Source organism: Halomonas sp. DP5Y7-2, from assembly GCF_019802025.1.
Classification (GTDB): Bacteria; Pseudomonadota; Gammaproteobacteria; order Pseudomonadales; family Halomonadaceae; genus Halomonas; species Halomonas litopenaei_A.
The window spans coordinates 231,458-257,523 of record NZ_JAHVHY010000003.1 but is presented as its reverse complement, the minus strand read 5'-3'; the positions used below and the strand labels follow the sequence as shown (position 1 = coordinate 257,523).

At 63.6% G+C, this 26,066-nt stretch carries 20 protein-coding genes; 11 read left to right on the top strand and 9 right to left on the bottom strand.

The features are described from left to right. Positions 1-6: 6 nt before the first annotated feature. From fliS to KUW18_RS04690, 5 genes are all read right to left on the bottom strand, one after another. A complete protein-coding gene (gene fliS / locus KUW18_RS04710; protein ID WP_206941896.1) occupies positions 7-423 on the bottom strand; it encodes a flagellar export chaperone FliS in 417 nt (138 codons plus the stop codon). Between the two features lie 53 nt (positions 424-476). After that, the gene (fliD, locus tag KUW18_RS04705) at positions 477-1,880 is read right to left on the bottom strand and encodes a flagellar filament capping protein FliD (protein WP_222560919.1); all 1,404 of its coding nucleotides are present in this window, start codon (positions 1,878-1,880) and stop codon (positions 477-479) included. 126 nt (positions 1,881-2,006) lie between these two features. Beyond that, positions 2,007-3,758 carry an HD domain-containing phosphohydrolase gene (locus KUW18_RS04700; protein ID WP_222560918.1) on the bottom strand — a complete coding sequence of 584 codons (1,752 nt, stop codon included), beginning with the start codon at positions 3,756-3,758 and terminating at the stop codon, positions 2,007-2,009. Between the two features lie 104 nt (positions 3,759-3,862). Further along, positions 3,863-7,849: a bifunctional diguanylate cyclase/phosphodiesterase gene (locus KUW18_RS04695; RefSeq protein ID WP_222560917.1), complete on the bottom strand. Its 3,987-nt coding sequence runs from the start codon at positions 7,847-7,849 to the stop codon at positions 3,863-3,865. 403 nt (positions 7,850-8,252) lie between these two features. Continuing rightward, a complete protein-coding gene (locus KUW18_RS04690; RefSeq protein WP_222560916.1) occupies positions 8,253-11,645 on the bottom strand; it encodes a tetratricopeptide repeat protein in 3,393 nt (1,130 codons plus the stop codon). A 286-nt stretch (positions 11,646-11,931) separates the two neighbouring features. Here KUW18_RS04690 and KUW18_RS04685 point away from each other — a divergent pair, with 286 nt between their 5' ends. Both KUW18_RS04685 and fucP read left to right on the top strand, forming a co-directional pair. Beyond that, the gene (locus KUW18_RS04685; protein ID WP_222162344.1) at positions 11,932-13,017 is read left to right on the top strand and encodes a FliC/FljB family flagellin; all 1,086 of its coding nucleotides are present in this window, start codon (positions 11,932-11,934) and stop codon (positions 13,015-13,017) included. 559 nt (positions 13,018-13,576) lie between these two features. After that, positions 13,577-14,923, top strand: a complete 1,347-nt coding sequence (fucP, locus tag KUW18_RS04680) for an L-fucose:H+ symporter permease (RefSeq protein ID WP_315900643.1) — start codon at positions 13,577-13,579, stop codon at positions 14,921-14,923. A gap of 219 nt (positions 14,924-15,142) precedes the next feature. On the opposite strand, the gene KUW18_RS04675 is transcribed toward fucP, so the two are convergent. Further along, complete coding sequence (locus KUW18_RS04675; RefSeq protein WP_222162345.1) at positions 15,143-15,871, bottom strand: FadR/GntR family transcriptional regulator; 729 nt, start codon at positions 15,869-15,871, stop codon at positions 15,143-15,145. A 201-nt stretch (positions 15,872-16,072) separates the two neighbouring features. Between KUW18_RS04675 and KUW18_RS04670 the strand changes: the two genes are divergently transcribed. From KUW18_RS04670 to KUW18_RS04655, 4 genes are all read left to right on the top strand, one after another. Then, positions 16,073-16,507, top strand: coding sequence for an RbsD/FucU family protein (locus KUW18_RS04670; protein ID WP_222560915.1), 435 nt, complete (start codon positions 16,073-16,075; stop codon positions 16,505-16,507). Next, positions 16,507-17,298, top strand: a complete 792-nt coding sequence (locus KUW18_RS04665) for an amidohydrolase family protein (protein WP_222560914.1) — start codon at positions 16,507-16,509, stop codon at positions 17,296-17,298. Before KUW18_RS04670 ends, KUW18_RS04665 begins: the two co-directional genes overlap by 1 nt. Then, positions 17,295-18,293, top strand: a complete 999-nt coding sequence (locus KUW18_RS04660; RefSeq protein ID WP_222560913.1) for an aldo/keto reductase — start codon at positions 17,295-17,297, stop codon at positions 18,291-18,293. Before KUW18_RS04665 ends, KUW18_RS04660 begins: the two co-directional genes overlap by 4 nt. Before the next feature lie 175 nt (positions 18,294-18,468). Next, on the top strand, positions 18,469-20,244 hold the full coding sequence (locus tag KUW18_RS04655) for an EAL domain-containing protein (protein ID WP_222560912.1): 1,776 nt from the start codon (positions 18,469-18,471) through the stop codon (positions 20,242-20,244). Positions 20,245-20,383: 139 nt separating this feature from the next. On the opposite strand, the gene KUW18_RS04650 is transcribed toward KUW18_RS04655, so the two are convergent. From KUW18_RS04650 to flgA, 3 genes are all read right to left on the bottom strand, one after another. Next, entirely contained in the window at positions 20,384-20,833 is a 450-nt protein-coding gene (locus KUW18_RS04650) for a flagella synthesis protein FlgN (RefSeq protein ID WP_206941883.1), read from the bottom strand. After that, complete coding sequence (flgM, locus tag KUW18_RS04645) at positions 20,830-21,132, bottom strand: flagellar biosynthesis anti-sigma factor FlgM (protein ID WP_206941881.1); 303 nt, start codon at positions 21,130-21,132, stop codon at positions 20,830-20,832. Before flgM ends, KUW18_RS04650 begins: the two co-directional genes overlap by 4 nt. 152 nt (positions 21,133-21,284) lie before the next feature. Further along, entirely contained in the window at positions 21,285-22,064 is a 780-nt protein-coding gene (flgA, locus tag KUW18_RS04640; protein WP_222560911.1) for a flagellar basal body P-ring formation chaperone FlgA, read from the bottom strand. Positions 22,065-22,256: 192 nt separating this feature from the next. On the opposite strand from flgA, the gene flgB reads away from it, so the two are divergent. The 5 genes from flgB to flgF all read left to right on the top strand — a co-directional run bounded on the left by flgB (position 22,257) and on the right by flgF (position 26,009). Further along, positions 22,257-22,673, top strand: a complete 417-nt coding sequence (gene flgB, locus KUW18_RS04635) for a flagellar basal body rod protein FlgB (RefSeq protein ID WP_222560910.1) — start codon at positions 22,257-22,259, stop codon at positions 22,671-22,673. A gap of 39 nt (positions 22,674-22,712) precedes the next feature. Beyond that, a complete protein-coding gene (gene flgC / locus KUW18_RS04630; RefSeq protein ID WP_206941873.1) occupies positions 22,713-23,117 on the top strand; it encodes a flagellar basal body rod protein FlgC in 405 nt (134 codons plus the stop codon). A 4-nt stretch (positions 23,118-23,121) separates the two neighbouring features. Further along, positions 23,122-23,817 carry a flagellar hook assembly protein FlgD gene (gene flgD / locus KUW18_RS04625; RefSeq protein ID WP_206941871.1) on the top strand — a complete coding sequence of 232 codons (696 nt, stop codon included), beginning with the start codon at positions 23,122-23,124 and terminating at the stop codon, positions 23,815-23,817. A gap of 120 nt (positions 23,818-23,937) precedes the next feature. Beyond that, positions 23,938-25,191 carry a flagellar hook protein FlgE gene (flgE, locus tag KUW18_RS04620; RefSeq protein WP_222162353.1) on the top strand — a complete coding sequence of 418 codons (1,254 nt, stop codon included), beginning with the start codon at positions 23,938-23,940 and terminating at the stop codon, positions 25,189-25,191. 62 nt (positions 25,192-25,253) lie between these two features. Continuing rightward, positions 25,254-26,009: a flagellar basal-body rod protein FlgF gene (gene flgF / locus KUW18_RS04615; protein WP_206941867.1), complete on the top strand. Its 756-nt coding sequence runs from the start codon at positions 25,254-25,256 to the stop codon at positions 26,007-26,009. Positions 26,010-26,066: the final 57 nt, after the last annotated feature.

Sequence of the window (26,066 nt, the reverse complement as noted above, 5' to 3'; positions counted from 1 at the left end):
GGGCGCTCAGGGGTGATTAGGGGTGCCGATCTCGCGCCAGGCCGAGGCGACTTCCTCGATCAGGCGTTCGGCTTCGTCGAGGCCAGCGACATCGTTGCGCAGGTTGGCATCGAGCAGACGGCGGGCGATGTAGTCATAGAGGCTATCCAGCTGGATCGCCACCTCCCCACCCTTGTCGCCATCCAGAACAGCACGCAGGCCGCTGTTGATGATGTCGAGAGCCTTGGAAATGGCGGCGCCCTTGGCCGCGATGTTGCCGTCTTCCAGGTGTAGCCTGGCGGCGCGAATCGAGGCCTGGGCGCCGTCGAACAGCATCACGATCAATTGATGCGGACTGGCCGACATCACGCCGCTTTCTACTCCCATGCGCGCATAGGCGCCGGCGCCGCGGCCGCGGCCGTAAGTGGCCTGTGCCTGGTTCATCTCACTCTTCCTCTTGTCGTGGGGCTGACGACATCATCGTTGTGGACGCAACGTCATTGATTCAACTGAGCATTGAGGGCATCGAACTGCTGGGTCAGATAGCTGCTGGTCTGGTTCATGCTGGCGATCATGCTGTCCAGCTGGCCGAACTGAGTGCGGTAGCGACTGACGGTGGCATCGATGCTTTTCTCGGTACGTTCGTACTGGCGCTCGAGGCTCTCCATGCGGGTCTCGAGGCCGCTGGTGGCATTGTCGAGCAGGCCACCGTCATCCAGGATGGCGGCCAGGGTGTCATCGAGACTGTCGGCCAGGCCGACACCGTCCTCACCACCGGTGAAGAAGCTGGCAAGATCGTTGCGCTGGGTGGTGATGACCTCGTTCAGGCGGTCTTCATCCAGCTCCAGGGTGCCGTCCAGCTGCAGGGTGATGCCGATATCGGTCAGGCTGCGGAATTCGCCCTGGGCGACGCCGCCCGTCAGGGTGCCGCGCAGCCGCGACTCGATGCTGCGCAGGGTGGCATCGCCCAGCAGCTCGCCGGAGGCGCCAGTCTCGGCATCGAAGCTGGTCAGGGTGCCCATGGTGCCCTTGAGCTCGTTGTAGCTCTTGACGAATCCGCTGACCGCCTCGCGCAGGGCCAGGTTGTTGTATTCGACCTTTACGGTGGTGTCGCCGGTCTCGGTCAACGACAGCTCGACCCCTTCGATGGCGTCCTTGACCGTGTTGGAGGCACTGGTGATGGCGATCCCGTTGACGCTGAGCTCGGCGTTGGCGCCGGCCACGGACTGGTGCATGCCAGCGCCGGTGTCGTCGGGGTCGGGGGTGGCGATATCGAAGGCCAGCTTGGTATCCAGATCGCTGGTGACCCCGGCATCAGGGGTGAAGCTCATGGCGCTGATGGAGGCGTCCACGCCGGTCTCGCTGGTGGAGAGTACCAGGCGATAAGGATTGTCGGCGTCGCCGGTATCGATGATCGAGGCGCTGACGCCGGCCTCGGCGTCATTGATGGCATCGCGCAGGCCTTCCAGGGTGCTGTCTTCCTGGCTGAGGGTAATACTGATGTCTTCGCCACCCACGGTCAGTGACAGGGTGCCGGCGCCAAGCTCGCTATCCTTGGTCGCGAAACCGTCACTGGCCAGGCTCTGGGCCCGGGCCAGCTGGGTCACCGATACGTCGTAGCGCCCGGGGCTTGCGGCCTGGCTGGCGCTGGCAGTGATGCCTTCACCGGAGACACTGCTCGACAGGCTCTGGTAGAGCGTCGGGTCTCCCAGTTTGTCGACCGCTTCCTTGAAGCTCTCGAGCGATCCTTCCAGGGTGCCGTAGGCGGAAATCTTGGCCTCATAGCTCTGCTGCTGGGCCACGATGGGTTCCAGCTGCTTGCGTTCCGCCGCCTCGAGCTGGTCGAGCAGCCCATTGAGGTCGAGGCCGGAGCCTATGCCGAGCGATGAAATCGAGGCCATGTCGTGATTCCTGTGTAGTGTGACCAGTGTGACAGAACGCCAGAGGGCCCGTGGCTCGAACAGGCGTCCTTGTGCTTGGTATATCGTCTTATCGGCGGTGTGATTGGCAACTTGAGCCAGCCTGCATCAGGCGCCGATGATCACTTCTCCCTGAATGGCGCCGAGCGCCGCCAGGGCCTCGCCCTCGACCCGGGGCCCGTCGAGCGGGGCGCGGGGCACTTGGCTGGGGGGCTTGCCCGTCGTACGTTGCACGCAGGCCGGTCGGCCCTGGTCGTCCAGGGCCAGAATCCAGCCCAGGGAGTCATCGCTGAAGCGCACCAGGGCGCCGATCGGGTACAGGCCGAAGCGCTGGATGAAGCGCTTGACCCAGACGCTGTCGAACTTTTCAGGATGATCGAGCAGGTAGCGGTAGATCGCGGCGATACGCCAGGGCGGTCGATCCGGACGCTGGGCGCGCATGGCATCGATGGCGTCGACCACCGCGCTGGCCCGGGCCAGTTCCCGCAGATCGGCATCCTGCATGCCCAGGGGGTAGCCGCTGCCGTCGAGGCGTTCATTGATCTGACAGGCCACGGCTTCGAACACCGAGGCGTTGATCCAGGCGCAGTGACTGAGTCGCTCTTTCAACCAGCCCACGTGCTGGATCAGTCGGCTGCGCTCGGCGTCACCAAAGGTCGGCGTCAGCCGCAGGGGGGCCGGCAGCAGTACCTTGCCCAGGTCATGGATCATGGCGCTGGCGGTGATGGACTTGCGCAGCTCCGCTGGCAGGCTGTCGGCCAGCAGGTCAACCAGCAGGATGGCCACTGACAGTCCATGGCGCACCGGCCAGGATTCCCGGGTCAGGAAGCGCAACGCAAATATCAGGCCGTTGCGGTCTTCATCGTAGAGCGCCAGTAGCTGATCGGTCTGGCGAGACAGGCGCGGGCCATGGATGCAGCCTCCTTGGGCAAGCTCCAGGGCCTGGGCATGCAGGTAGCCGGCGATGCGCGACAGGCGTCGGGTCATGTCGGTGGGATAGGTTTCTGCCTCGCGTCGGCCAAGGCGAGGCCCGCGCCGCCCCTGGCTGGGCTGGAACAGGGCTGAAGGCGGTCGCCGCGAATCGACCCCCTCGGCGATACGCGCAGACTCTCGCTCGATCTCTCTCACCAGCTGCCACAGGGTGCGCTCCTGGTGGGCGCGTACAGCGGTGAAGTGAAAGCCCGCCTCGACCAGCCGACGCTCCGGATCGAAGCGGTGATGCTGGACGCAGGCCTTTAGCGTCAGCCGCGAGCCGTCAGGAAAGCCCAGCTCCAGGGGGATGGCAGCGCCGCCGTTGCCCAGCAGTGCCGCGGCGGTGTGGGGCAGATCGAGGCGACAGCCGTCGATGGACAGGTCGATCAGGTCACCGGAAAAGCGCTGTCCGTCGCTATCGTGCAGAATCGCTTCGGCGGCCATGCCCAGGCGCAGCCTGGCCCGGAAACTGCGACGGCGCTGCAGTCGTTCCAGCGTTTCCGGGTAGGGACAGCGCCACAGCTGGCGCGGTGGCACTCCGCTGCCCCGAGGGCGAGCGGCCTCCGCGGCCTGGGCCGTTGCACTGAGTGCGGTGACGACCTCGCCCTGACTGGCTTCAAGAACTGAGGTGCGGGTGATCATGCCTTCGCAGTAGCCCATCAGCCGGAAGGGCTGCCCTTGCTTGAGGCGCCTGCCCAGATCGCCGGCGGCGGTAATATCCAGGGTGATCGACTCGCCGGGCAGCAGCTCCACCAGAACCACTGGCGCCGGAGTTCCCGCACTGTTCTCCCACACCAGACCGGCGCCTTGCGGCCCACTCAGGCAGTCCAGCAGTTGGGCCACTTCTTGGGGGTGACGGATGGTTTCGAATTCTTGTTGGTCTGCCACCTGCGGGGCTCCTCGACGACGCCTGTTCACTCGTGCACAGGTTATCGGCGGGGAGCGGTGGATCTTTAGCCGGCATATGACGCTCGCGAGGGGGCGAGAGCGTATCAGCCGGGCAAGGACTGGCGCTTGCGTGAGCGGGCCATGACCTCTCCCTGGGTGGCCAGCGGGTGTTCGCCCAGGAACTGTTCAAGCTGGTCAAAGGGCATCGGGCGTGCCAGGTGAAAGCCCTGGAAAGCATCGCAGTGATGCTGGTTAAGAAACTGCCACTGTGCCTCGTGTTCGATGCCCTCTGCCACCACCATCAAGCCCAGGTGATGGGCCATGGCGATGATGCCCTGAAGGATGGCGCCATCCTCGTGGTTGTCAGGCAGGCCTTTGACGAAGGTGCGGTCGATCTTCACGGTGCTGACCGGCAGATGCTTGAGATAGCCAAGGCTCGAGAAGCCGGTGCCAAAGTCGTCGATGGCGACTTCCACCCCCATGTCCCGCAGTGACTGGAGGGTCTCGATGGCACTGTTGGTGTCATGCATCAGGATGCCCTCGGTCAGTTCCAGGACCAGCTGCTGGGCGTCGATGCCGGTGCGATTGAGCGTGTCGCGCACGGTTTCGAGGAAGTTGGCCCGTCGGAACTGCAGGGGCGACAGGTTGATCGCCACCGCCAGGCCGCGTAGCCCTGACTCATTGAGCAGTTGCAGGTCGCTGCAGGCCCGGGTCAGGACCCAGTGGTTGATGGCGATGACTTGTCCGGTCTCCTCGGCCAGCGCAATGAAGTCCTGGGGCGGCACCTGACCGCGCACCGGATGCTCCCAGCGCAGCAGCGCCTCGACGCCGATGATCGCCCTGTGGCTGTCGAATACCGGCTGGTAGTGCAGGCGCAGCTGGTCGTTGTCGATGGCGGCCTGCAGGTCGTGACGCATGGCCACGCGCTCCGACATGCCCCAGTGGATGTCCTGGCTGAAATGCTGCAAGGCATTGCGGCCCTGGTGCTTGGCCCGATACATGGCCATGTCGGATTGTTGCAGCAGTTGCATGGGCTCCAGGGTCGAGTCGTCGGAGACCGCGATGCCGATGCTGGCGGTGATGTGCAGTTCGTGCTCGCCGACCCGGTAGGCCCGTGCCACCGTGGGCAGCAGGCGTTCGGCCAGGCTGACCGCCTGTTCCGGCTGTTCCAGGTCCGGCAGCAGCACCACGAACTCGTCACCGCCAAAGCGTGCCACCGTGTCACCGGGACGCAGCGCGTCGGTCAGGCGCTGGGCCACCTGCACCAGCACCTTGTCACCGACGTCGTGGCCGAGACTGTCGTTGATCGGCTTGAATTCGTCGAGATCGATGAACAGTACGCCAAGGTGATGGTGCTGACGCTTGGCCAGGGCAAAGTCGTGGCGCAGGCGATCCTCGAACAGCGCGCGATTGGCAAGCCCGGTGAGCGCGTCATGGCTGGCGTGGTAGGCCAGACTTTCCTCGTAGGCCTTGTGCTCGGAAATATCGTGCTGTACCCCGACAAAGTGGGTGATGTCGCCGTCGGCATCCGTCACTGGAGAGATGTACAAGTCGTTCCAGAAAGCCTCGCCATTCTTGCGGTAGTTGCGCAGGGTGGCGCGCACCTCACTGCGATTGGCCAGCTGCCGACGGATGCGCTCCACCACCTGGGGGTCGCTTTCCCCCCCTTGTAGAAAACGGCAGTTGCGGCCCAGCACTTCATCTTCGGGATAGCCGGTCATCCGCATGAATGCCGGATTGGCGTAGATGATGGGGAAGTCCGGCAGGCGCGCATCGGCAATCACGATGCCGTTGATGCTGGCCTCGACGCTGCGCTGCAGGATACGCAGCTGGGTTTCCTGGGTGTGGCGCTCGGTGACGTCCTTGGCGATGCCGAAGGTGCCGCGAATGTCCCCTTCGATCATGATCGGCAGGTTGGTGATATCCATCACCCGCTTGCCCAGCGGGGTGGTGATGTTCAGGGTGTAGTGAGTGACTTCCCCCTTGAGGGTCTTGCGCACCGCCTCTCTGACCCAGCCGCGGTCCCGGTCCTTGACGAACATGTCGTAGTGACGGCCGAGGATATCGTCCAGCGGCACGCCGGTGAGGGTCGAGCAGGTGGTGTTGGCGGCGATGAAGATGCCTTCATGATCCAGCGAGTAGATGGCATCCGGGTTGTAGGTGAACAGCGAGCGGTAGCGCTGCTCACTCTGGATCAGGGCCTGGCGGTCCTGGTCGCGCTCCACCGCCAGGGCGATCAGCTCCAGGCAGCGCTCGATCCGGCGACTGTGTGTCTCTTCCAGGGTGGCCGGCGAGTGAAAGAACAGGCTGACCACACCCAGCAGGCGGTCGTCGCTGGCGGTCACCGCGAAGGCCCAGCAGGCTTTCAGTTCGCTGTCCAGGAGGCGTGGATGAATGCCGGCGCAGGTCGGGTCGTGGCTGATGTCTTCGCTGACGCGGGTGGCCTTGTCCCTGGCGGCGATGGCCCAGGTACCAAAGGTGTCGCCGATGGGCGTGCGCTCCAGCAGGGGGGCAAGGTCGGCGGGTAGACCACGGCCGGCGACCAGGCTCAAGGTCTCGTTACCTTCGTCGACCGTCAGGACGGTGGCGATGGCATCCGGCAGCTGGCCTTCGACCAGTCGGCAGCAGGCTTCCAGGGTTTCCGCCAGCGGCGCCTCGCGGGCGATCATCGACTGAATGCCCTGATAGCTTTCCAGCTGGTCCTGGGTGGCGACCAGGCTATGGGTCTGCCATAGCAGGGTGCGCATCAACGACAGCGTCAGGGCCAGGCTGTAGGACATCACGAGCCCGATCAGGGTGATCAGCGCCGGCAGGCTACCGGCCAGCCACCAAGGGCTGGCCGGGCCGGGCAGGGCGCGCATGCTCAGGGTGCGCCCGTCCAGTGACAGGGAGAGTTCCGCCAGCCGCGGAATGGTGGGGTCCTTGACCTCGATGCTGTCCTGACCGAAGCCGCACCACCAGTCGCCATCGACATCCTGCATGGCCAGGATAATGGTGTCGTCAGCCACCGCAGGAGCCAGGGTCCCGGGAAGGTCGATGCAGGCAATCAGCCTGAGCTGCCCATCGGCCAGGGTTCTGACCATGCGTGCCGGTGCCGACAAGGGGTTGTCGGGAAGCTCCAGTTCAAGGCTTCCGCCAGCGGGCAGGTTCAGCGGAGTGCTGGCGTGGCAGATGGCGGGCTGGGCGCGCCGGGAGCGTTGCCACAGGCGCTCTTCGCCGCGATATAGGGACAGGCTTTCCAGGCTTTGCACATCGCGCAGGTAGAAGGTGATCATCCCGGCCAGGGTTTCCACGTCGCTGCTCTGGTCGCCGATTCGATTGGCCAGGCGGTCGAGCCAGCGACGATGCAGCGCCATCTGGTCGTGGCCGCGCTGTTCGATGCTGGTCAGGGTGTGTTCGGCTTCCAGCTTGACGTGGCTCTGGCGCACATGATTCAGCGACAGCCAGGCCAGGCTGCTGAGCAGCACGCCAGCGCAGGCCACCGCGACGCTGGCCCGTTGCAGGTGCAGTGGTCGTGTGGGCGGACGAGAGGCCAGCACCAGCGATGCCGGGCCGGCCAGCAGGTAGAGCAGACAGACCGCCATCGGTGAGGTGCTGCGAGTCACCTGCCAGATCTGCGGAGCTTGCCCGGGAATCAGCAGCCAGACCGTGAACAGCAGGCCGATCAGCAGCAGCAGGGTGCCGGAAAGGCGCCACCAGAAGCGCCCGTGACGGTGTTCCACGCCAACGATCAAGGCGACGCAGCCCGGCAGCATCGAGATGCCGGCCCAGCTGGTCATGCGCGGCCCTCCCGTCAGCAGCGAGAAGACGTCCATGGGGCCGCTGGCGACCAGGTCGTGGACGATAGCGTATAGCGCCAGCAGTAGTGTCAAGGCACCACAGAGCATGCGCCCCTTGGCGTAACCCAGCACTTGCAGCAGCACACCGCCACCGCCTGCCAGGCTGGCCAACGCGACATCGGGCACCAGCAATGGCTGGCCCCCCGGCTGAATCAGCCAGGCAGCGAGGCCTGCCGCTCCCACCATCAACATCCCGCAGGAGGCCATCAGCAGCCAGGTGTCTTCTGCTACATCACGAAGTCTGAACGGCATCCTACCTTCGACCTCCCTCGCGCCGGTGATGCGTGGCGCTCGCGTTTCCTTGGTACTGTGCTGCTTCGATACCACGCTTCCAGCATGGCAGGTGCCAGCGTTGATAGATGCCTGTGGCAGCGTCTTGCCGCCGCCATCGAAGGCAACTTCGGATCGCGGGGCACGACACGCGATGTCACCACGTTCCGCGTGGTGGCATATCTCCCCTCAACATACCTGAATGGCTCTGATTCGCTAACCTGTATCGACGATGTAAGGCAACGGCTGCGGCCGATCCGATCAAGAGAGGTGGACAAGAGTCCAGTATTGATCGCGCAAGAACAACCGCATCGCGCATGCCTCAGCGATTGGGCATAGAGAGGAGCGATACTGGCGGCCAGTACCGCCCCTCGGACATCATGCGTCAGGCGGGGTCATGCTTGAAGACGTGCCATTGCTGTTCGAGCCTGTCCAGCGACAGGCCTTCTTTAATGCGGAAGATGCCGGCAGTGTCCACCCGTTTTTCTTCCTCCAGGAACTCCAGCACGCTGTGGTAGTGGGGACGATCCCAGAAGTCATGCAAAAAGAGGCGAGTGTCCCGTGGACGGTCGGCATTCCGCATGGTGTGGATAATGCTTTGCAGCGTACAGGCGACGCGGAAGCGACCGTCGATGAGAATGAGGTCAAACGCGTCGGCCATGTCGTGAATGGCTAGACTATAGGCCTCAAAGCGTTCGTCTGGCCTGGTGTCGACGGGGAATCCCCATTCGCGGGTGCTGCCGATATCGACGCTGCGAACCTTGCACGTCTCGCCGCAGGCTTCGCGTAGCGCCTGAACCCAGTTGGCATCGCTTTCGACGCCATGGACGCTGATGCCTTCGCGAGTTGCCCATATCGTCGAGCCACCCGAGCCGAACTCGAAATAGCGCTGCGTCTTGCGTAGTGCGTCCAGGAACAGCTGTTGCTCGGACACCGTCATGTGGGGGGCATCTGGTAGACGAACGGCGCTGTCCTCTGGCTCTTCGGTGGCAGGTGAGTCCGTGATATCACCGGTGGTGATAGAGGCCGATTCGGCTTCCAGGTAGCCTGCCTCTCTGCCAGCCCTGTGCAATAGCTGCCAGGCCAGATCCTTGGCATGAAAGATGGTGTGTGCCACGAAGGCAAGCTTGGTTATCCGGTTGGGTGCAAGGCTTGCCATGCGCGGCTCGTCGGGAATGAAGAGCGCATCCGCTGATAGCCACTCACTGGCGCCAAGCGAGGCCGAGAGCTGGGCTGCTGGGGCCTGCTGAACCGTATTGAAACGATAGAACCGAAAGCCATGGCGGTGGGCCCAGTGGCTAACCTGGGCGAAGTCGGGCTGACCTTCATAGAGTGGCTGAAAGGGCACCTGAACCTGCAGCAAGAGTGCGTCCTGCAGCGCTTTTTCCCCATGTTCCAGAATGGCCATGGTATCTCCCGAGAGATCCAGGGATAGCCAGTCGATGGTGGGTAGGCCCTCGATGCTGTCCAGGGCAATGGTGCTGATCGGCAGCCGAGTCAGACACTGCATGGGTTGAGCGCATGTCTCCTGGAGTCGCGTCGCGGGCTCCGGCGGCAAAAGCGAGCTGTGCTTTGCATCCAGGGTGGCGTGCAGCTCACCGGGCGTGCCATCGCCAAGGCAGGCGTGGGCAAACAGATCGACGTCGTCTCGGGTCTTGAGAAACTCGGGCTTTTTCACCTGGCTTGCCGGGTCGAAGGCCACCACACCAAAGGCGTCGAGATCGAGAAATGCGCGTGGATTCGGCGTCTTCAGCAGTCGCGCCCCGTTGTCCACGACGATGATGCGGCCCTCGAAGTTCCAGCGGAAGCCGTCGTCGGTAGTGGCCTTGTCGAGGGGCTCGACAGGTACGATCTCGACGGGGGCGCTGTCGCCTTCGAAGGTGGCCTTGCCTTCCTTGTCGAACGTCAGCGCGGCGGGGGCCTTGTGCTCGCAATGGCGTTGCCAGATTGCCCGGACAGCGTGGGTGAAGTGACGGGCAAAGCGCTTGGCGTCGCACACGGGAGAACCCAGCAGCACTTCACGCAGGTGACGGCGAATGGTGGCCAGACTATCGAGATCCGATGCCAATTCGATGACGCGCTCACGATATTCGTCCCAGCTCGAGACCACCAGCTCCGGCATGCCGGCATTGATCAGGTGGGTGGCGCTGTGGCGACCAGCGAAGGTAGGGCCAGGCAAGCTGACCACCGGCACCCCCATGGTGAAGGCCTCACAGGTCGTCAGCCCCCCGGAGTAGGGCCAGGGATCCAGCGCGATGTCGACTCGGTGATAGGTCTTGAGCAGCTCGCCATGGGGAGAGGGGCCCTCGATCATTATCCGCTCTTTGGAAATTCCCTGTTCGGCCATAAAGGCGGTAATGCTGGCGGCCCGTTCGGCTCCCTTGAATTGCTGGCTCTTCAGCAGTAAGCGTGATTCTGGCAGCTGCTTCATCAAGGTGGCCCACTCCGTCAGCAGAACGTCGTTGAGCTTGGTGCCATTGTTGAAGCAGCCGAGGGTGATATAGCCGTTGGCCTTCGCCGGCAAGGCATTGACCTCCGGCGTATAGGGGGGCGCTTCGTAGCAGATATAGTCGTCCGGCAGTCGGATCAGCTTCTCGACGTAGTCATCGTCGCAGCCCGGCGGCGTCTCGATGGCATCGCTCAAGAGGTAGTCAATGGCCTCGACGCCGGTGGTGTTGATCAGCCCCCCTACCCACTTCACGATCAGCGGGGCGGGTTTCATGGTCATGGCCTGCATCCTGGTCCCGGCGTTGTGACCGGCCAGGTCAAACAGGATATCGATGCGATCGTCGCGCACGCGCTGTGCAAAGGCCTCGTTGCCAAGGTGCTTGACCTCGACCCAGTCTGTCGCAAGGGCCTTCAGGCGACGGGTGTAGGCATCTTCCCAGAGGCTAGTGCTGTAGAGAGTGAACGCGAGGTTGGACGTGTCCACCTTCTCCAATGCGGCGGTGATCATGCGTGCTACCGGGTGCCCACGGAAGCCGTCGGACAGCATGCCGATACGCAGCGCTCTGTCGGGGGTTCGCGGTGTGTCGGCCGTGAGTGGCGTAGACGCGGAAAAACGCTCACTCCACTGTCGAGCAAGCGCCAGGATCTGCGACTGCTGGTAGGCAGGATGATAGTGCAGCGTGGTAATCAGGTTGGAAAATGGCAGCGGCGCCTCTGGTTCGATCTTGTGGGCTTTGCGATAAGCGGTGATCGCCGCATCCAGGTGGCCCAATTGGCTTTCCACGCCCCCTAAGTTGTTGTAGGGAAGGTAACTTGAAGGATCTTGCCTGGCCGCCCGGTGATACAGCTCGCGCGCGCGCTCTAGCTCGAACCCTGAGGCCAGACTGGCGGCGAGTGTGGAGAGACAAGCGGCATCGTCAGGAGACATGGCCAAGGCTTGCTCCGCCTCTGCGCGTGCGCGGGCTTTATGGCCCTGGGTGTCATAGACGTGGCTCAGAAGGCGGTGGCCCTCGGCACTCGCCTGACAACCGAGTGAACGTACCAGCGCCTGCTCTGCCGCGGCAAAATTGCCGATACGAATTTCCAGCTTGCCCAGTTCCAGGTGGTAGTGAGCGTCATTCGGTGCGAGTGCAATGGCTCGCTGATAGGCGTCGTGAGCCTCTTGCAGGCGTCCCAGGCGACGCTGAACGGCCCCCAGTTGCTGCCACGCTTCAGGGTCATTTGGGCGCTCGCTTACCTGCCGTAGGGCCTTCTCTACATCGATCTTGATGAGCTTGGCCCCCCTTTGAGGTGTGGCGTGGCGTTTTGGTGGACGCTGGAGTTGGCTCATGACGGTTTCCTCAGGGAGTGGGGAGCGCTGTCATGGTAGGTCGGCCGTTGACAGGTCAAAGCGTCGAACAGCCCTCATATTCGGGTGTTATCGGTGCGTTGATGCCAACCAGGGACCCTGCGTAGCCCGTTGCGAGCCATTCAGGAAGGTGCAGGAAAGTTTTTTCGTCTTCGTCCTAAAGCTTTTGGAAATTCATCCGATAGAGAGAGTAACGGCCAACGGCGCCGTTGCGGCAGGCCCAGACGGTCCGCCAATGGAGCCCAACCCTTTAAGGAAGGATGACACCATGTCCGTGATCAACACCAATATCACTTCCATGATCGGTCAGCAGAACCTGAACCGTTCCCAGAACGCCCTGGCCACTTCCATGGAGCGTCTGTCTTCCGGTCTGCGTATCAACAGCGCCAAGGACGACGCCGCGGGTCAGGCCATCGCCAACCGCATGTCAGCCCAGATCACTGGTCTGTCCCAGGCCCAGCGTAATGCCAACGACGGCATCTCTGTTGCCCAGACCGCAGAAGGCGCCCTGAACCAGGTCAACGACAACCTGCAGCGTATTCGTGAGCTGTCGGTACAGGCTCAGAATGACACCAATTCTGCCGACGACCTGAACTCCATTCAGAAGGAAATCGATCAGCGTCTGACAGAAATTGATCGCATCTCCGACGAGACCAGCTTCAATGGCGTCAAGGTCCTGGCCAAGGATCAGGATCTGACCATCCAGGTGGGCGCCAACGACAACGAGACCATCACCATTGATCTCGACGAAATCAATTCCGAGACGCTGAGTCTGGATAGCTTCAACGTCAATGGTACTGCTGGTACTCCTGCTGCTGGTGCGGCCACTACTCTGGCCACCGACTTTGACCTGGATACCTCTGGTACTACGACTGCTGCCTCCTTCACCGGCCTGGCCACTGGCCAGAGCGTGGTCAAGGACAGCGATGGCGACTACTACCTGCAGGTAGCGGCTACTGGCGGCAACCCGACGACCTTCTACGCACTGGACGAGAACGACGTGTCCATCAATGCGGCTGACAACAAGATCAGCATCACTCTGGACACCTCAAAGGCGACAGGTGTTACCCAGGCGGCGACTACCGATCCGCTGGAGCAGCTCGACTCTGCTCTGAGCCAGGTCGACACGCTGCGCTCTGACCTGGGTGCCATCCAGAACCGCTTCGAGTCTGCGATTACCAACCTGTCCACGACCGAGACCAACCTGTCTGCCGCTCGTTCGCGTATCGAAGACGCTGACTACGCGGTGGAAGTGGCCAACATGACACGCGCCCAGATCCTGCAGCAGGCCGGTACCTCCGTGCTAGCCCAGGCCAACCAGGTGCCTCAGGGCGTGCTGTCCCTGCTGGGCTAAGGCCTGGTGTCAGCCGTTGGCTGACGTGTTCCTCCCAGGGCCATGTTCTTGGCCCTCCCCCAACAGGCGCCTTCTGGCGCCTGTTGGCGTTTCTGGCCTGATGTACTGAGCTCGGGCGTTCTGGGCGCACAGGCTGTCCCTTGTCGGCTTATCGCCCTGTGGCTGCATTGCCATGTCTCGTTGGCTGCTCTGGCCACTTCCTGCGATTCGCTGCTCGTTGGCTTGCGCAGTCTGACGGCAACATCGCATCGGTGCAGGATGCCTGGTGGTGGAACTACAGCTGCTCAGGTCATCCTATCTATCCTCGTCGTACCGCTAGGCGTTTGGCTCTCATCATGGAGCGATTTTCTCCGCTCTTAATGCGAAGCGGCTTGACGCTGTTATCGCTGTTTTATTAACACTCTGTTTTATAAAAAATTATTTCTTCTTATTGCTGTCAGGCTAAGACGATTGTCTTAGCGTCGGCGTCTTGTCTTTCCTTGTCCCATCAACTAGTTTCACTCTGATAAATTCAATTCATCTGATCAATTGTCTCAATAATCATTATAAGGAGTCACTTGTGGATGCATCCTCTGTCGCCACGGCGGGGCCATCGCCCTCGACCGAGCCGTCCTCGTTTCTGCATCAAGGCATGCTCCTGCCCTTTATCCTGATCGTCACCTGCTTTGCCGCCTGGGGGCTTGCCGGCAATCTGACAGACCCCTTGGTCTCTGTGTTTGGCTCTGTGTTCTCGATGAGTGCGCTGCAGGCATCGTTGGTGCAATTTGCCTACTACGGTGCCTACTTCGCGCTGGCGATTCCCGCTGCCTGGATCAATTCGCGCCTGGGATACAAGGGCGGCGTGCTGATCGGGCTGTTGCTGGCGGCCACCGGAGGGCTTCTGTTTCTGCCCGCCTCCCAGATGATGACCTATTCGATGTTCCTCGTGGCGCTGTTCACGCTGGCGGCGGGGCTGTCGATTCTCGAGACCTCGGCCAACCCTTATGTCATGGCCATGGGGCCGCGGCACAACGCGACAAGGCGATTGAACTTTGCGCAATCCTTCAACCCGGTGGGGTCCAATCTGGGGGTGCTGCTGGCGGCGCTGTTTATTCTTCCCAACGTCAACCCGGCTACGGCTGAACAGCGTGCCTCACTGACCCGGGATGCCCTGGCGGAGATGCAGTCGGCTGAGCTGCAGGCGGTCATGGGTCCCTACATCACACTGGCCCTGGTGTATGTGGTGATCGCCATTGCCATCGCCATGGTGCGCGTCCCCCCTCACAAGGCCCTGATGGCGGACCAGCCCGGGGAGAAGACGAGACTACCAGGCAGCCGTTTCGGGCGGCTGATTCGTAACCGCCGGTATGCCTTCGGGGTCGTCGCACAGTTCTTCAATGTAGCGGCCCAGACGTGTACCTGGACCTTCACGATTCATTACGTGACCCAGACGCTGGGAGTCAGCGATGACGTGGCGGGTTATTGGCTGCAGGCGTCGTTGCTGGTGTTTCTGGTGTCGCGCTTTGTCATGGTCGGTGTCATGGGGCGCGTTGATCCACGTCGACTGATGACCTGGATGTGCTCGCTGGGGGTTGTCCTGTGCCTGGTGGCGGTGATCAGCGGCAACCTGCTCGGCGCCGTGGCGATTGTCCTGCTCAGCGCCTGCATTTCTCTGCTGTTCCCGACCATCTACGGGATTTCTCTGGAAGGGCTGGGGCAGGACACCAAGTACGGCGCGGCGGGACTGGTGATGGCCATCGTAGGGGGAGCCTTGATGCCTTTGCTGCAGGGCTGGTTGATCGACATCACCTCCGCCCAGACCAGCTATGTGGTCGTGGCGGCGTGCTTTGCCGTGATCGTCGCATTCGGCATCTACGTACAGCGTCACCCCCGCGATAAGGAGGCCAGTGAAGGCGACCTGGCTTAGGACCTGACTCAGGAGTTGGCATGGTACTTGGCTTAGCACTTGGCTTAGCACTTGGCTTAGCACTTGGCACAGCACGCCGCACTGACTTCACCAGTGGCGCGCAGGGCTTTTCCTGAGCGTTACATTGCCAGAGCGCTACATTGTCAGTGCAGTACGTCGCCAGTGCAGTACATCGCCAGTGAAGCAGAGCTTTAGTGCAGTGAGTCATGGCGTGTTGGCTCAGGCGCTGTGGGTGGTGTCGTGCAAGACAACAGCCACCTGTGCGAGATGGGTCTGCATGGCGGCATGGGCGCTTCTCGGATCGCCGGCGACCACGGCATTAAGAATGGCGAGGTGTTCCTGATGGGTAATCGCCAGCCGTCCGCTCAGGTGGATCGATTGCCACAGGCGCATCCTCAGCGTGGGTCGAGAGAGTGCCTCGAGCAAGGCGATCAACACGGGGTTGCGGGAAATCCTTGCCAGGGTCAGGTGGAACTCCAGATCAGCGGCCATCGCCGCCTCGTGGTCGAGCTCGCGGATGGCGGGTTCCGCCTTGGCCAGCACCGCATGCAAGGAGGCAATGTCTGCGTCTGTTCGGCGTTCAGCCGCGACCGCTGCGGCTTCGACTTCAAGGGCCTGGCGCACGCCGTGAAGGTCGCGGGAGGAGGTGCCGGCCTGGATGCCTGCCCAAAACTCCAGGGGCTTCAGCAGGAGTCCGGGATCGAGCGATGTGACGGTGGTGCCGGATCCCTGGCGGGTTTCGAGGATGCCCATCGCGACCAATGCCCTGACGCCTTCGCGCAGCGAGCTGCGCGATACACCGAAGCGGGACGCCAGGCTTGACTCGACAGGCAGGCGATCGCCGGAGGTGATCTCGCCACACACGATCATCTCCTGAATGCCCTGAACCACCACTTCATATTGGGAGGGGCGGCGCTGGTCGCTGCCGGGCGATGGAGGTGACGTCATGGTGCAGGTCTCCGGCTCGGTAGAGGGGGGAACCCGGCCAGTCTAGCGGAAAGTCCAGAGCGCTTAATACATCTGATGAATCAGGAGCTCATATATGCCGATCCTCACCCACGCCAGAGCTGTAGAGCTGCGCGCCCCTGTCTTCGCCGGCTGGTGGCCTGGCGCAGGCATTGACGGTACGTCCGCCTGGGTGCCCGCAACATGATCAAGGGGCCGCTACTGCATCCGCCGCTATTACATGCTCTTGCGTCAGCGGGCCACGGTGCCAGGGTGCTGGTGGCCGATGCGCTCTATCCGCACTCGACCGGGGCCCCGCCATCCGCGAGCCGGGTCTACCTCAACCTGTGCGAGGGCATGGTGCCAGCGTTGTCCGTCATGGAGGCGCTGGCCCAGGCGGTGTTTATAGAACAGGTCACCTACATGGCCAACGCCGAGGGCGACGCCGCAGAGTGCGTGCTCGAGTGCCAGCAGCGGCTGGCCGGACACCGTCATGGCGGAGGTCAGCAGCTTGACTGGTCGGGCCTGGATCGCTGGGCCTTCTATGACGCCTGCCAACGCCCCGATGTGTGCCTGGTGGTCGCCACCGGCGAGTGCCGCCCCTATTCCAACTTTCTACTGACGATAGGTGTCCCGTGATGATCGATACCCACCTTCACGTCTGGGACACCGAGGTGGTGCGGATTCCCTGGCTCACTGCTGCGGGCCTGCCCCCCATGGCGGCGATTCCTGATGGCCAGGACCGTCGCTACGTGCTGGTCGAGGCCGACGCCCACGACCCCGCCGAGGAAGCCAGCTGGCTGATCGCGCTGGCCGAGCGTGACCCTCGGGTCCACGGTGTGGTCGCCAGCGTCGCGCTGGAGCTGCCGCAGGCCGAGCGGGTGTTGGCGAATCTGGCCGAGGTGCCTCAGGTGGTCGGCGTCAGGCGTCTGCTGCAGGACCGGGAGCTGTTTGACTCGACCTCCCTGGTCGACGGCCTGAAGCGTTTGGCCGGCCGAGGCCTGCCCTTCGATGCCTGTGTCAGGGACCACGAGCTGCCGCGACTTCTGGCGTTGCTCGAGCGGGTGCCAGAGTTGACGGTGGTGCTCGACCATATGGGCAAGCCGAACCCGCGTGACGGCGTCGCCCGTGACGCCTGGCAGCGCAATCTGGCGCGCCTGGCCGAACTCGACCGGGTTCACTGCAAGCTATCCGGGCTGCCGGCAGAGTGTCACGGCATCGATGAGTTGGAGCGTCATGCACCGGACATGATCGACCTGGCGCTTGAGACCTTCGGCGCCGAGCGCTGCCTGGTCGGTAGCGACAGCCCCGTGAGCCAGGATCCTGAGGACTGGTGCGAGCGGGTGCTGGCGCAGGTGCCCGCGGAAAAGCGTCAGGCCGTTGCCGAGGACAACGCCTTGAACATCTACCACAGGAGGGATACCGGATGACGACATCGCCGATCGCCAGCCGTCTGCCGCCCAAGCTGCGCCGTGCCTTCGAAGGCCTAGGTGTTGGTGCGGCGCAGTTCGGCAACATGGGCAAGGTGACATCCGCAGAGGACTGCCTTGCCGCAGTGGACTGCGCCTGGGAGCTGGGGCTCAGGTTCTACGATACGGCCCCTCACTACGGACTTGGGCTATCCGAGCGGCGACTGGGACAGGCCCTCAAGGGACGCTCGCCGGATGACGTCGTCATTTCCACCAAGGTGGGGCGGCTGCTGGAGCCTAACCCTGCTCCGCGGGGCAGCGATGAGGCTAACGGCTTCCTGGTGGCCGATGAGCTGATCCGTCGGCGCGACTATACCGCCGAGGGCGTCCGCCAGAGCCTGGAGGCCTCGCTTGCGCGCCTCGATATGGCGTCGGTGGACGTCCTCTGGATCCATGATCCGGAAGAGCCCACGGATCGCTTCGAGGAGGCCTTGGAGGGAGCGGTCCCTGAGCTTGAACGTCTGCGTGAGCAGGGCAAGATCGCTGCCTGGGGAGTAGGCTCCAAGGATGCCGGCATGCTCAAGCGCTTCGTTGATCAGGCCAGGCCCGACCTGATCATGCTGGCCGGGCGCTATACCTTGCTGGAGCAGGAGCAGGCAGGACTGATGGACGCCTGCCTGGAGCGCCAGGTGGGCGTCGTGGCGGTTGGTGTGTTCAATTCGGGCCTGCTGGCACGTGATGAGCCTCCCGCCGATGCCTGGTACGAGTACGGGCCGGCGCCGGAGGCCATGCTCCAGCGTGCCCGCGATCTTGCCGCGGTGGCTCGCGCCCATGGTGTCAGCCTGCCAGCGGCGGCGCTGGCCTTCCCGTGGCGTCACCCTGCCGTGGTCAATGTCATGGCCGGGATGCGCTCGCCGGAGCAGGTGACGCGAAATCATTCGCTATCCGTGCGGTCGATTCCCGAGGCCTTCTGGAGCGAGCTGCGTGAGCGGGACCTGCTGATGAAAGAGAGATAGGACGGATGCATTGAGTTGTCGTCTGTCTCGAGCAGCAAATGCCCCTGTCTGTGCAAAAACTGCCCGTCCGAAGGCTAAAGAGTGCACTTTGCCAGCCGATAATGACTATATTAGGTAATGCGCACCGCTTACCTTTTTCTGGGCAGGGCACATGGCTAAGGATCGACGAGGAGACATGGGCCCAAGGTCGCTGTCGCAGGCAGGTGGCGGCGGCACTGTGACGCGCCACCCGTCGGTGGTGGCGGGGCTGGTATTGGACCGGGCGCCGGTCGGTATGGCACTGATTGACGCCAACGACAGGCTGGTATGGGTCAACACGGCCCTGACGGTGCTGGCATGCCCCACCGGCGGAGAGCTGATCGGGCGTAATCTCAACGAGTTGTTTCGCCCCTTCGTCAACCTGCTGGGAGAGCGCGGCAGCTATCACACCCTGTCACCCGGTGAGGAATGGCAGCAGGCCTGGCTGCTGGTAGATGACAGCGCCAATGCTCGCCTGGGCCTGATGTCCTGTGTTTCCTTCGATCGCGACGCGGGCGAGGCGGACTCGCCGGCAGAACCGCTGATGTGGCTGGTCACCTTTATCGACCTCAACGCTGACGCCGAGTCGGTGCTCGAGCGCCGCCATGCGGATATCGGCAGCGTGGCCAGCGCCTGGATCTTCGAAGATCGTCTGTCCCACGCCTTCGAACGTGCCGACCGGTTGGGCCAGCGCCTTGGGGTCATGCTGGTCGAGCTGCATGGTATTTCACGTTTGATGGTGGAGCATGGCGCCGAGGTGGCGTCACGTGTGTCACGCCGCGCTGGCCGCCGCCTGGTCAATACCCTGCGACGCGAAGACAGTGTGGTGCAGCTCGACCGGGAGCGCTGGGGTATCCTGCTGGAGCATCCGATGTCCCCCGAGACCCTCCAGGTGATCGCCGACCGCTGCCTGGAGGCGCTGGAACCCCCGTTTACCCTGTCCGGCTACTCGCCTGCGCTGATCGAGCCGCGCATCGGTATTGCGCTATGCCCTGAGGATGGAGAAGAGGCGGGCGAGCTGCTGGCCCATGCGGAAAAGGCGCTGGAAGAGGCGCCGCTGGGTAGCTTTGCCTTCTATGACGGCAGCCTTCAGCAGTTGATGGAAATCCAGCAGTGCTTCCGTCAGGAGCTGCAGGAAGCGCTGATGTTTCCCGATCAGCAGCTGTACCTGGTGTTTCAACCCCAGTTCGATCTGTCCTCGCGACATTGCTGCGGGCTCGAGGCGCTGGTGCGCTGGCGCCATCCCCGCCGCGGGGATATCGCCCCGGAGGAGTTTCTGGGGCTGGCGGCGGAGATGCAGCTGATCGATCGGCTGGACCGCTGGGTGTTGAAAGAGGTCATGGCCCAGCGCCGGCGTTGGCGCGAAGCAGGGCTGGTGCTGGGGGACTGGGATGTGGCGGTGAACATTCATCCCTGCCTGCTCGATCAGGTCAGCTTTGATGGCCGGGCGCTGGACCTGTATCTCCGTCAGCTGTGCAGTGCAGACAGTGGTGGCGACGAGCGTCTTGACTGGCTGAGCCTGGAGGTCGATGGCACCGGTCTGTTCGAGGTGGGCTACCGCCAGTCTCACCTGCTGCGGCGGCTGGTGGCGCTGGGCATACGACTGGGGGTGGACCGGCTGGGCCAGTCCCCGGTGGACCTGTTCGGCATGGCCTCGCTGCCGGTCTCCCTCGGTAAATTGGGGCCCGATACCCTGCGCGCGCTGGCCGAACCCTCATCGAGTGCACGCCAGAGCGTCGCGGCGCTGATTCGCTGCTTCGAGACCCTGGAGTTCACCGCGGTGGCCGTTGGAGTAGAAACCGCCAGCCAGCTCGAAACGGTACGAGCGCTGGGGCTGATGCGGGCTCAGGGGCATTTGCTGGGGGCGCCGTTGGAAGCTCACGCACTGCTGGCCTGGGTGGCGGCGGGAGCGAGGCCGGCGGCACCGCTGTAGTCATATGTGTCACTCGGCCACTGCCCGTCTGTCGGCGCTGGCTGGGCAGCCGCAGTGTGGGTAACTGCAGTATGGGTAACAGCGGTGGGAGTCACTGACGTGTGGAAAACTGCAGTGGCTGGCGGAGAGTTGCCGCGGCTCAGGCCGAGACGTTCAGGCGCGAGGGTTGCAGGCGGGTACGCCCGTCTGGCCGATAGACGCTGGCGTTGGCGATGCGGTGAATCTCGTCGAGCATCTGTTGGTTGTGCTGCATACGCAGGCCGAGCAATTCCCCGCAGCGCAGGTTGGCGCGGGAGACGTCCCTGGCCATCGCCATGGTGGAGTCCCACTGCGCGATACAACCTGCATCCATGGCGGCCTGGCGCGCTCCCTCGCGGTCGTCGGCGTAGCCCAGGCGGCACTGCACCTGGCGACGTCGCGCCTCGGTCTCGGCAAGTTGCTGCTGAATCTCCGACTTGCGCGTGGCCAATCCTACCAGGGCCTCGGTGTCGACCTGGCCTTGCACCAGGCACTCCTGCTCCTGCTGCAGCAGTCCCAGCAGATCGCTCAGGCGGATGTGTTGCTGATCCAGCAGGCGGGTGAGGCTCATGACGGATCGCGTCCGTTGCCGGCCGCCGGCTCGTCCAGCATGCTGCGAATACTGTCGATCAGCCCGTCGGCGATCCGCTCCGGATTGATCTCCAGGCGACCTTCACGAATGGCGTCGCGAATCTCTTCTACCCGTGCCATGTCGATGTCCTGGCTGGCATCGGCCGCCGGACGGCTGAGGTGGGTCTGGGCGCCGGCTTCCGCCGATGACGAGGTGCCAGCGGGCGTCGGTTTTTCGCTCTGCTGAGGCCCTTCGCTCTGGGCGGGGCGGGTCAGCGGCTGTTGCGAATCGATTTTCACGGGCATGGCCTCACAAGATTGGCGCTAGAAGCAGGCGCGGCTGTCGTGCCTGACTCGGTAACTAGAAAGGGTATCGGCAGCGCTGCGCCAAACTTTAGGCCAGCAGGGTCTGGATGACCAGTGGTGGGCGCTGCAAGCATGAAGGCAAGCGGCTAGAAGGCCACGGCCAAGCGTCCGCGATCGACCACCCTGGCCTCGAGCACCTGGCGCCGATCCACTCTGACGCGCACCCTGTCCCCCATTCCTCCAGCCTCCAGGGCTTCGCCTTGGCGGCTAATGCGAAAGCCGCGTCCGCTGGCTTCCACCGCGACCTGTTCGCCTCGTCTGACGAGTTTCGGAGCGCTGAGCTGGTGGCTGGCCAGGGCCTGCCCCTGTCGGATGCCGCGCCGGGCGACCTGGCCGATGGCGCTGGCAGGGTCGCTCAATGCCTGGGAGGACAGCCGGGCCAGGTCGACCCGCTCACGGCTCAGCATGTCGTCGCTCAGACGTTCCCCGGGAGCAATATCGCGAGCCGCCACCAGCTGCCAACCCATGCGGGTGATGTCAGCCTGCAGATAGCGCGTGCGGTGCGACTCCCCGGCGCAGCGCAGCCCGACCGATACCCGTCCGGCCAGGCGCGTACCAGCGCGAGGCAGAAAGGGCTCTGCTGCCTGGCAGTCCGTCAGGTCTGCCGCCGGTGCAAAGACCTCGATCTGCAGGTCTTGTGGCGAGGCGCCGTCGGCCAGCGCCTGTTCGAACAGAAACCCCTCGACCCGATCAAGCAACGCGGTGTGCTGCGGTTCATCCGCGGCCTGTGCTGTGCAGGCAATGGTCAGCAGGGACGTGGCCAGCAGGAGAATGACCAGCAGCAGTCGCGCCAGCGGCGCAAGGCTTGAGCGTCGCTGCGGGTCCAGCAAGGAAAGGGTGTCTAGGCGCTGCGAGCGCTGTGGCATGGCGGGTACCTGTCGCCGAAAACATGGCCTGGGATGGCGTATGGCACACCAGTCTAGCCTTGGCGCGGCGCCGGTATGGATCGAAATGGGCACGCTTATGACGGCTGTTCACGGCTTTGTGCTGACACCGGGCTGGGTATTCTTCATCGTCGAAACCTTTGTCTTTGTTCCCTGCCTACGGAGCGCACTGGGATGATCGATCAGCTCGAAGCCTCTCTGGCCTTTCATCAGCAGGCCTTGTCGCTGCGACAGGAGCGCCAGAAGGTGCTGGCCAGCAATATCGCCAATGCGGATACCCCTGGCTACAAGGCCCGCGACATGGATTTCGCCCAGGCGCTGGAATCCGCTACCCGCGGCATGTCCCAGCCGGGGCTGTCGCTGTCGCGGACCTCTGGCCATCACCTGTCGGGGCACGGCAGCGCGCTGTCCCTGGGCGGCAGTGAACTCAAGTATCGCGTGCCGGAACAGGCAAGCCTCGATGGCAACACCGTGGACATGGATCGTGAGCGGGCGGCGTTTACCGACAACTCGGTGCGCTATCAGGCTGCGCTGACCATCCTCAACAGCCGCATCCAGGGCCTCAAGCAGGCCATGCAGCCAGAGCAATAAGCCCAGGCCACCATTTATTCCACGCAGGGAGAGCGCTCCATGTCGATGTTCTCGATCTTTGATATTTCCGCCTCGGCGATGACCGCCCAGGCTCAGCGCATGAACGTCACCGCCAGCAATATGGCCAACGCCGACAGCGTGGCCGGCCCCGACGGCGAGGCCTACCGAGCGCGTCAGGCGGTGTTTGAATCGCGCGCCGCCAGCGACGGCATCGGCGGTGTGGCGGTGCGCGAGGTGGTCGAGGATCCCTCTCCGCTGCGTCAGGAGTACCGCCCCGAGCACCCGCTGGCGGACGATGCCGGCTACGTGTCGATGCCCAACGTCGACCCGGTGGGCGAGATGGTCAACATGATCTCCGCCTCCCGCTCCTATCAAGCCAACGTCGAGGTCATGAACACCAGCAAGCAGCTGATGCTCAAGACGCTGACCCTGGGCGAGGGCTGAGCCGATGGCCACTACCATTGATCCCAGCGTCTATAACGCCGTCAATGCCGCGACTGCTCAGGCCAGCTCCAAGCAGGCCTCCGATGAGCTCGGCGACAACTTCATGACGATGCTGGTGACGCAGCTGCAGAACCAGGATCCACTCAACCCCATGGACAACAGCGAGATGACCTCGCAGTTGGCTCAGATCAATACCGTATCCGGCATCGAGGATCTCAACGAGACCATGTCGTCGATCACTGGCCAGATCAATGCCGGCCAGGCGCTGCAGGCAACCTCGCTGATCGGTAAGGGCGTGCTGGTGCCCGGAGATCGCATCGTCATGGCCCACAACGACGACGGTACACCGGTATCCACGCCCTTTGGTGTCGAGCTGGATAGTCCCGCTGCCGAGGTCAAGGTGACCATCACCAACGAGTCCGGTGAAGTCATCAACAGCTACAACCTGGGCCCGGCATCGGCGGGGAGCGAGTCGTTCCAGTGGGATGGCATGACTGCGGAGGGTGTGGCCGCCCCTGAAGGTGCCTATCGCGTCAGCATCGATGCCACCGGTGTCGAGGGTGAGGCGCTGTCGGTCACCGCCTTGAACTATGCCCAGGTGGGGGGTGTGTCCCCGGCCACGGACAGCGGCCAGGTCATGCTCGACCTTGGCGCGGTCTACGGCCAGGTGGCGCTCAATGATATTCGCCAGATTCTGTAGGGCGAGACGAGAGGTCGCTGGCGACGTCCAGGCTGTGCCGACGAGGCTGCCGTGCGCCGCTGAAGGTCGAGAACATGATCGTCGAGTCATCGACGCAGGGAACTATCTAAGGAGTGTGACATGGGCTTTTCACAAGCGCTTAGCGGCCTGAATGCCGCCGCCGACAGCCTGGATGTGCTGGGCAACAACATCGCCAACTCGCAGACCGTGGGCTACAAGAGTGGCAGCGCCCAGTTCGCCGACGTCTTCGCCAATTCCCAGATCGGCCTGGGCACCAAGGTCTCCACGGTGCTGCAGGACTTCAGCGGCGGCAACCTGGAATCCACCAATCGTCCCCTGGACCTGGGCATCAGCGGCGATGGCTTCTTCCGCATGGAGCAGAACGGCCAGGTGGTGTACAGCCGCAATGGCCAGCTGACGATGACCCCGGATGGCTACCTGCAGAACGCCCAGGGCGCCCGCATCATGGGCTACGGCGTCAACGCTGCCGGTCAGGTGCAGGTCGGCGGTCAGCCCGAAGTGCTGCAGGTTGAGGCCGATGAAATGCCGGCCAGCGCCACCACCGAGGTGGCCACCACCTTCAATCTGGACTCGCGCAAGGAAGTGGGTGTCGACACCAACAGCGTGACCCTGGCCGGGTCTGGTGGCGCCACCAATGTGCAGGTGGATTATCACTACTCCAACAACTTCACCGCCTATGACTCCCTCGGCAACCCGCGCAACGTGACGGTCTACTACGAGAAGACCGGGCCGAATACCTGGACGGGCACCATGGCGATGGACGGCAAGGTGCTGATGGATGGGGCGACGCCCAGTGCCCCCCAGACCATGGCCATGGAATTTGATGAAAATGGTCAGCTGACCGCGCCGGCCAACGGCCAGTTTGCGATGTCCTTTGCCTCCGCCGACTACTTCGACGGCGCCGCCACGGACATGGACCTGACCTTCGATATCTCCGGCTCCACCCAGTTCGGTAACAGCGCCAGCACCACGGCACTGAACCAGAACGGCTATACCTCCGGCGCCCTGGTCGGTATCAGCATCCAGGACGACGGCACCGTGGTGCGCAGCTATTCCAACGAGCAGACCCGTCCGGCCGGTCAGATCGCTCTGGCCAACTTCCGTAATCCGGAAGGCCTGTCCCCTGCCGGTGACAACACCTGGGCGGCGACGGACGCCTCTGGCCAGGAGCTGGTAGGCGCACCGGGCACCGGCCTGCTGGGTGGCATCCAGTCCGGCGCCATCGAAACGTCCAACGTCGACATGGCCAAGGAGCTGGTCAGCATGATCGTCACCCAGCGGGCGTATCAGGCCAACTCCCAGACCATCAAGACCCAGGACGAAGTGCTGCAGACCGCCATCAACCTGCGCTGATGATGACCGCCCCGGCCGCTGCCGCAGGCAGTGGCCTCCCAGACGCCCCAGAGGGATAGCCGATGGATCGCATGCTCTATACCGCCATGAGTGGCGCCCGCCAGACCATGGAACAGCAGTCGGTGGTCAGCCACAACCTGGCCAATGCCTCCACCTCCGGGTTTCGGGCCCAGCTGCATGCCATGCGCGCGGTGCCGGTGGAAGGCGAAGCGCGTCTGGACACTCGGGTCTCTACCGCCGCCACCACGCCAGGCACCGACTTCACGCCAGGCGCGATTACCCGCACAGGGCGCACCCTGGACCTGGCCATCGACGGTGACGGCTTTCTGGCCGTGCAAGGTGATGATGGCGGCGAGGCCTACACCCGTCGGGGAGACCTGCAGGTCGATGCCAATGGCCTGCTGACGTCGATGGGGCGTCCGGTGATCGGCGAGGGCGGCCCGATTCAGATCCCGCTGGAGGCCGAGCTGTTTGTCGGCGCCGACGGCACCCTGAGCGCCATCGGCATGGGCCAGGACCCGGACGCCCTGGCGGAAGTGGGTCGACTCAAGCTGGTCGCTCCCGAGCCTGGCGAGCTGGAGCGTGGCGCAGACGGACTGTTCCGTGCGACGGGCGCCAACGGCCAGCCGGCTGAGCTGCCGGCGGCGGAGCAGGTCACGGTGGTCAGCGGAGCCCTGGAAGGCAGCAACGTCAATCCGGTGGAGGCCATGGTCTCGATGATCGATGTGGCGCGCCGCTATGAGCTGCAGACCAAGATGATCTCGAGCGCTGACGAAAACGCCCAGAAGGCCAACGGCCTGCTGTCGCTGAACGGCTGATACCACGGCCCCTGAATACAGGCCGGCGCTGGCAAGGCCCGGCACGAGGAGAGAAGC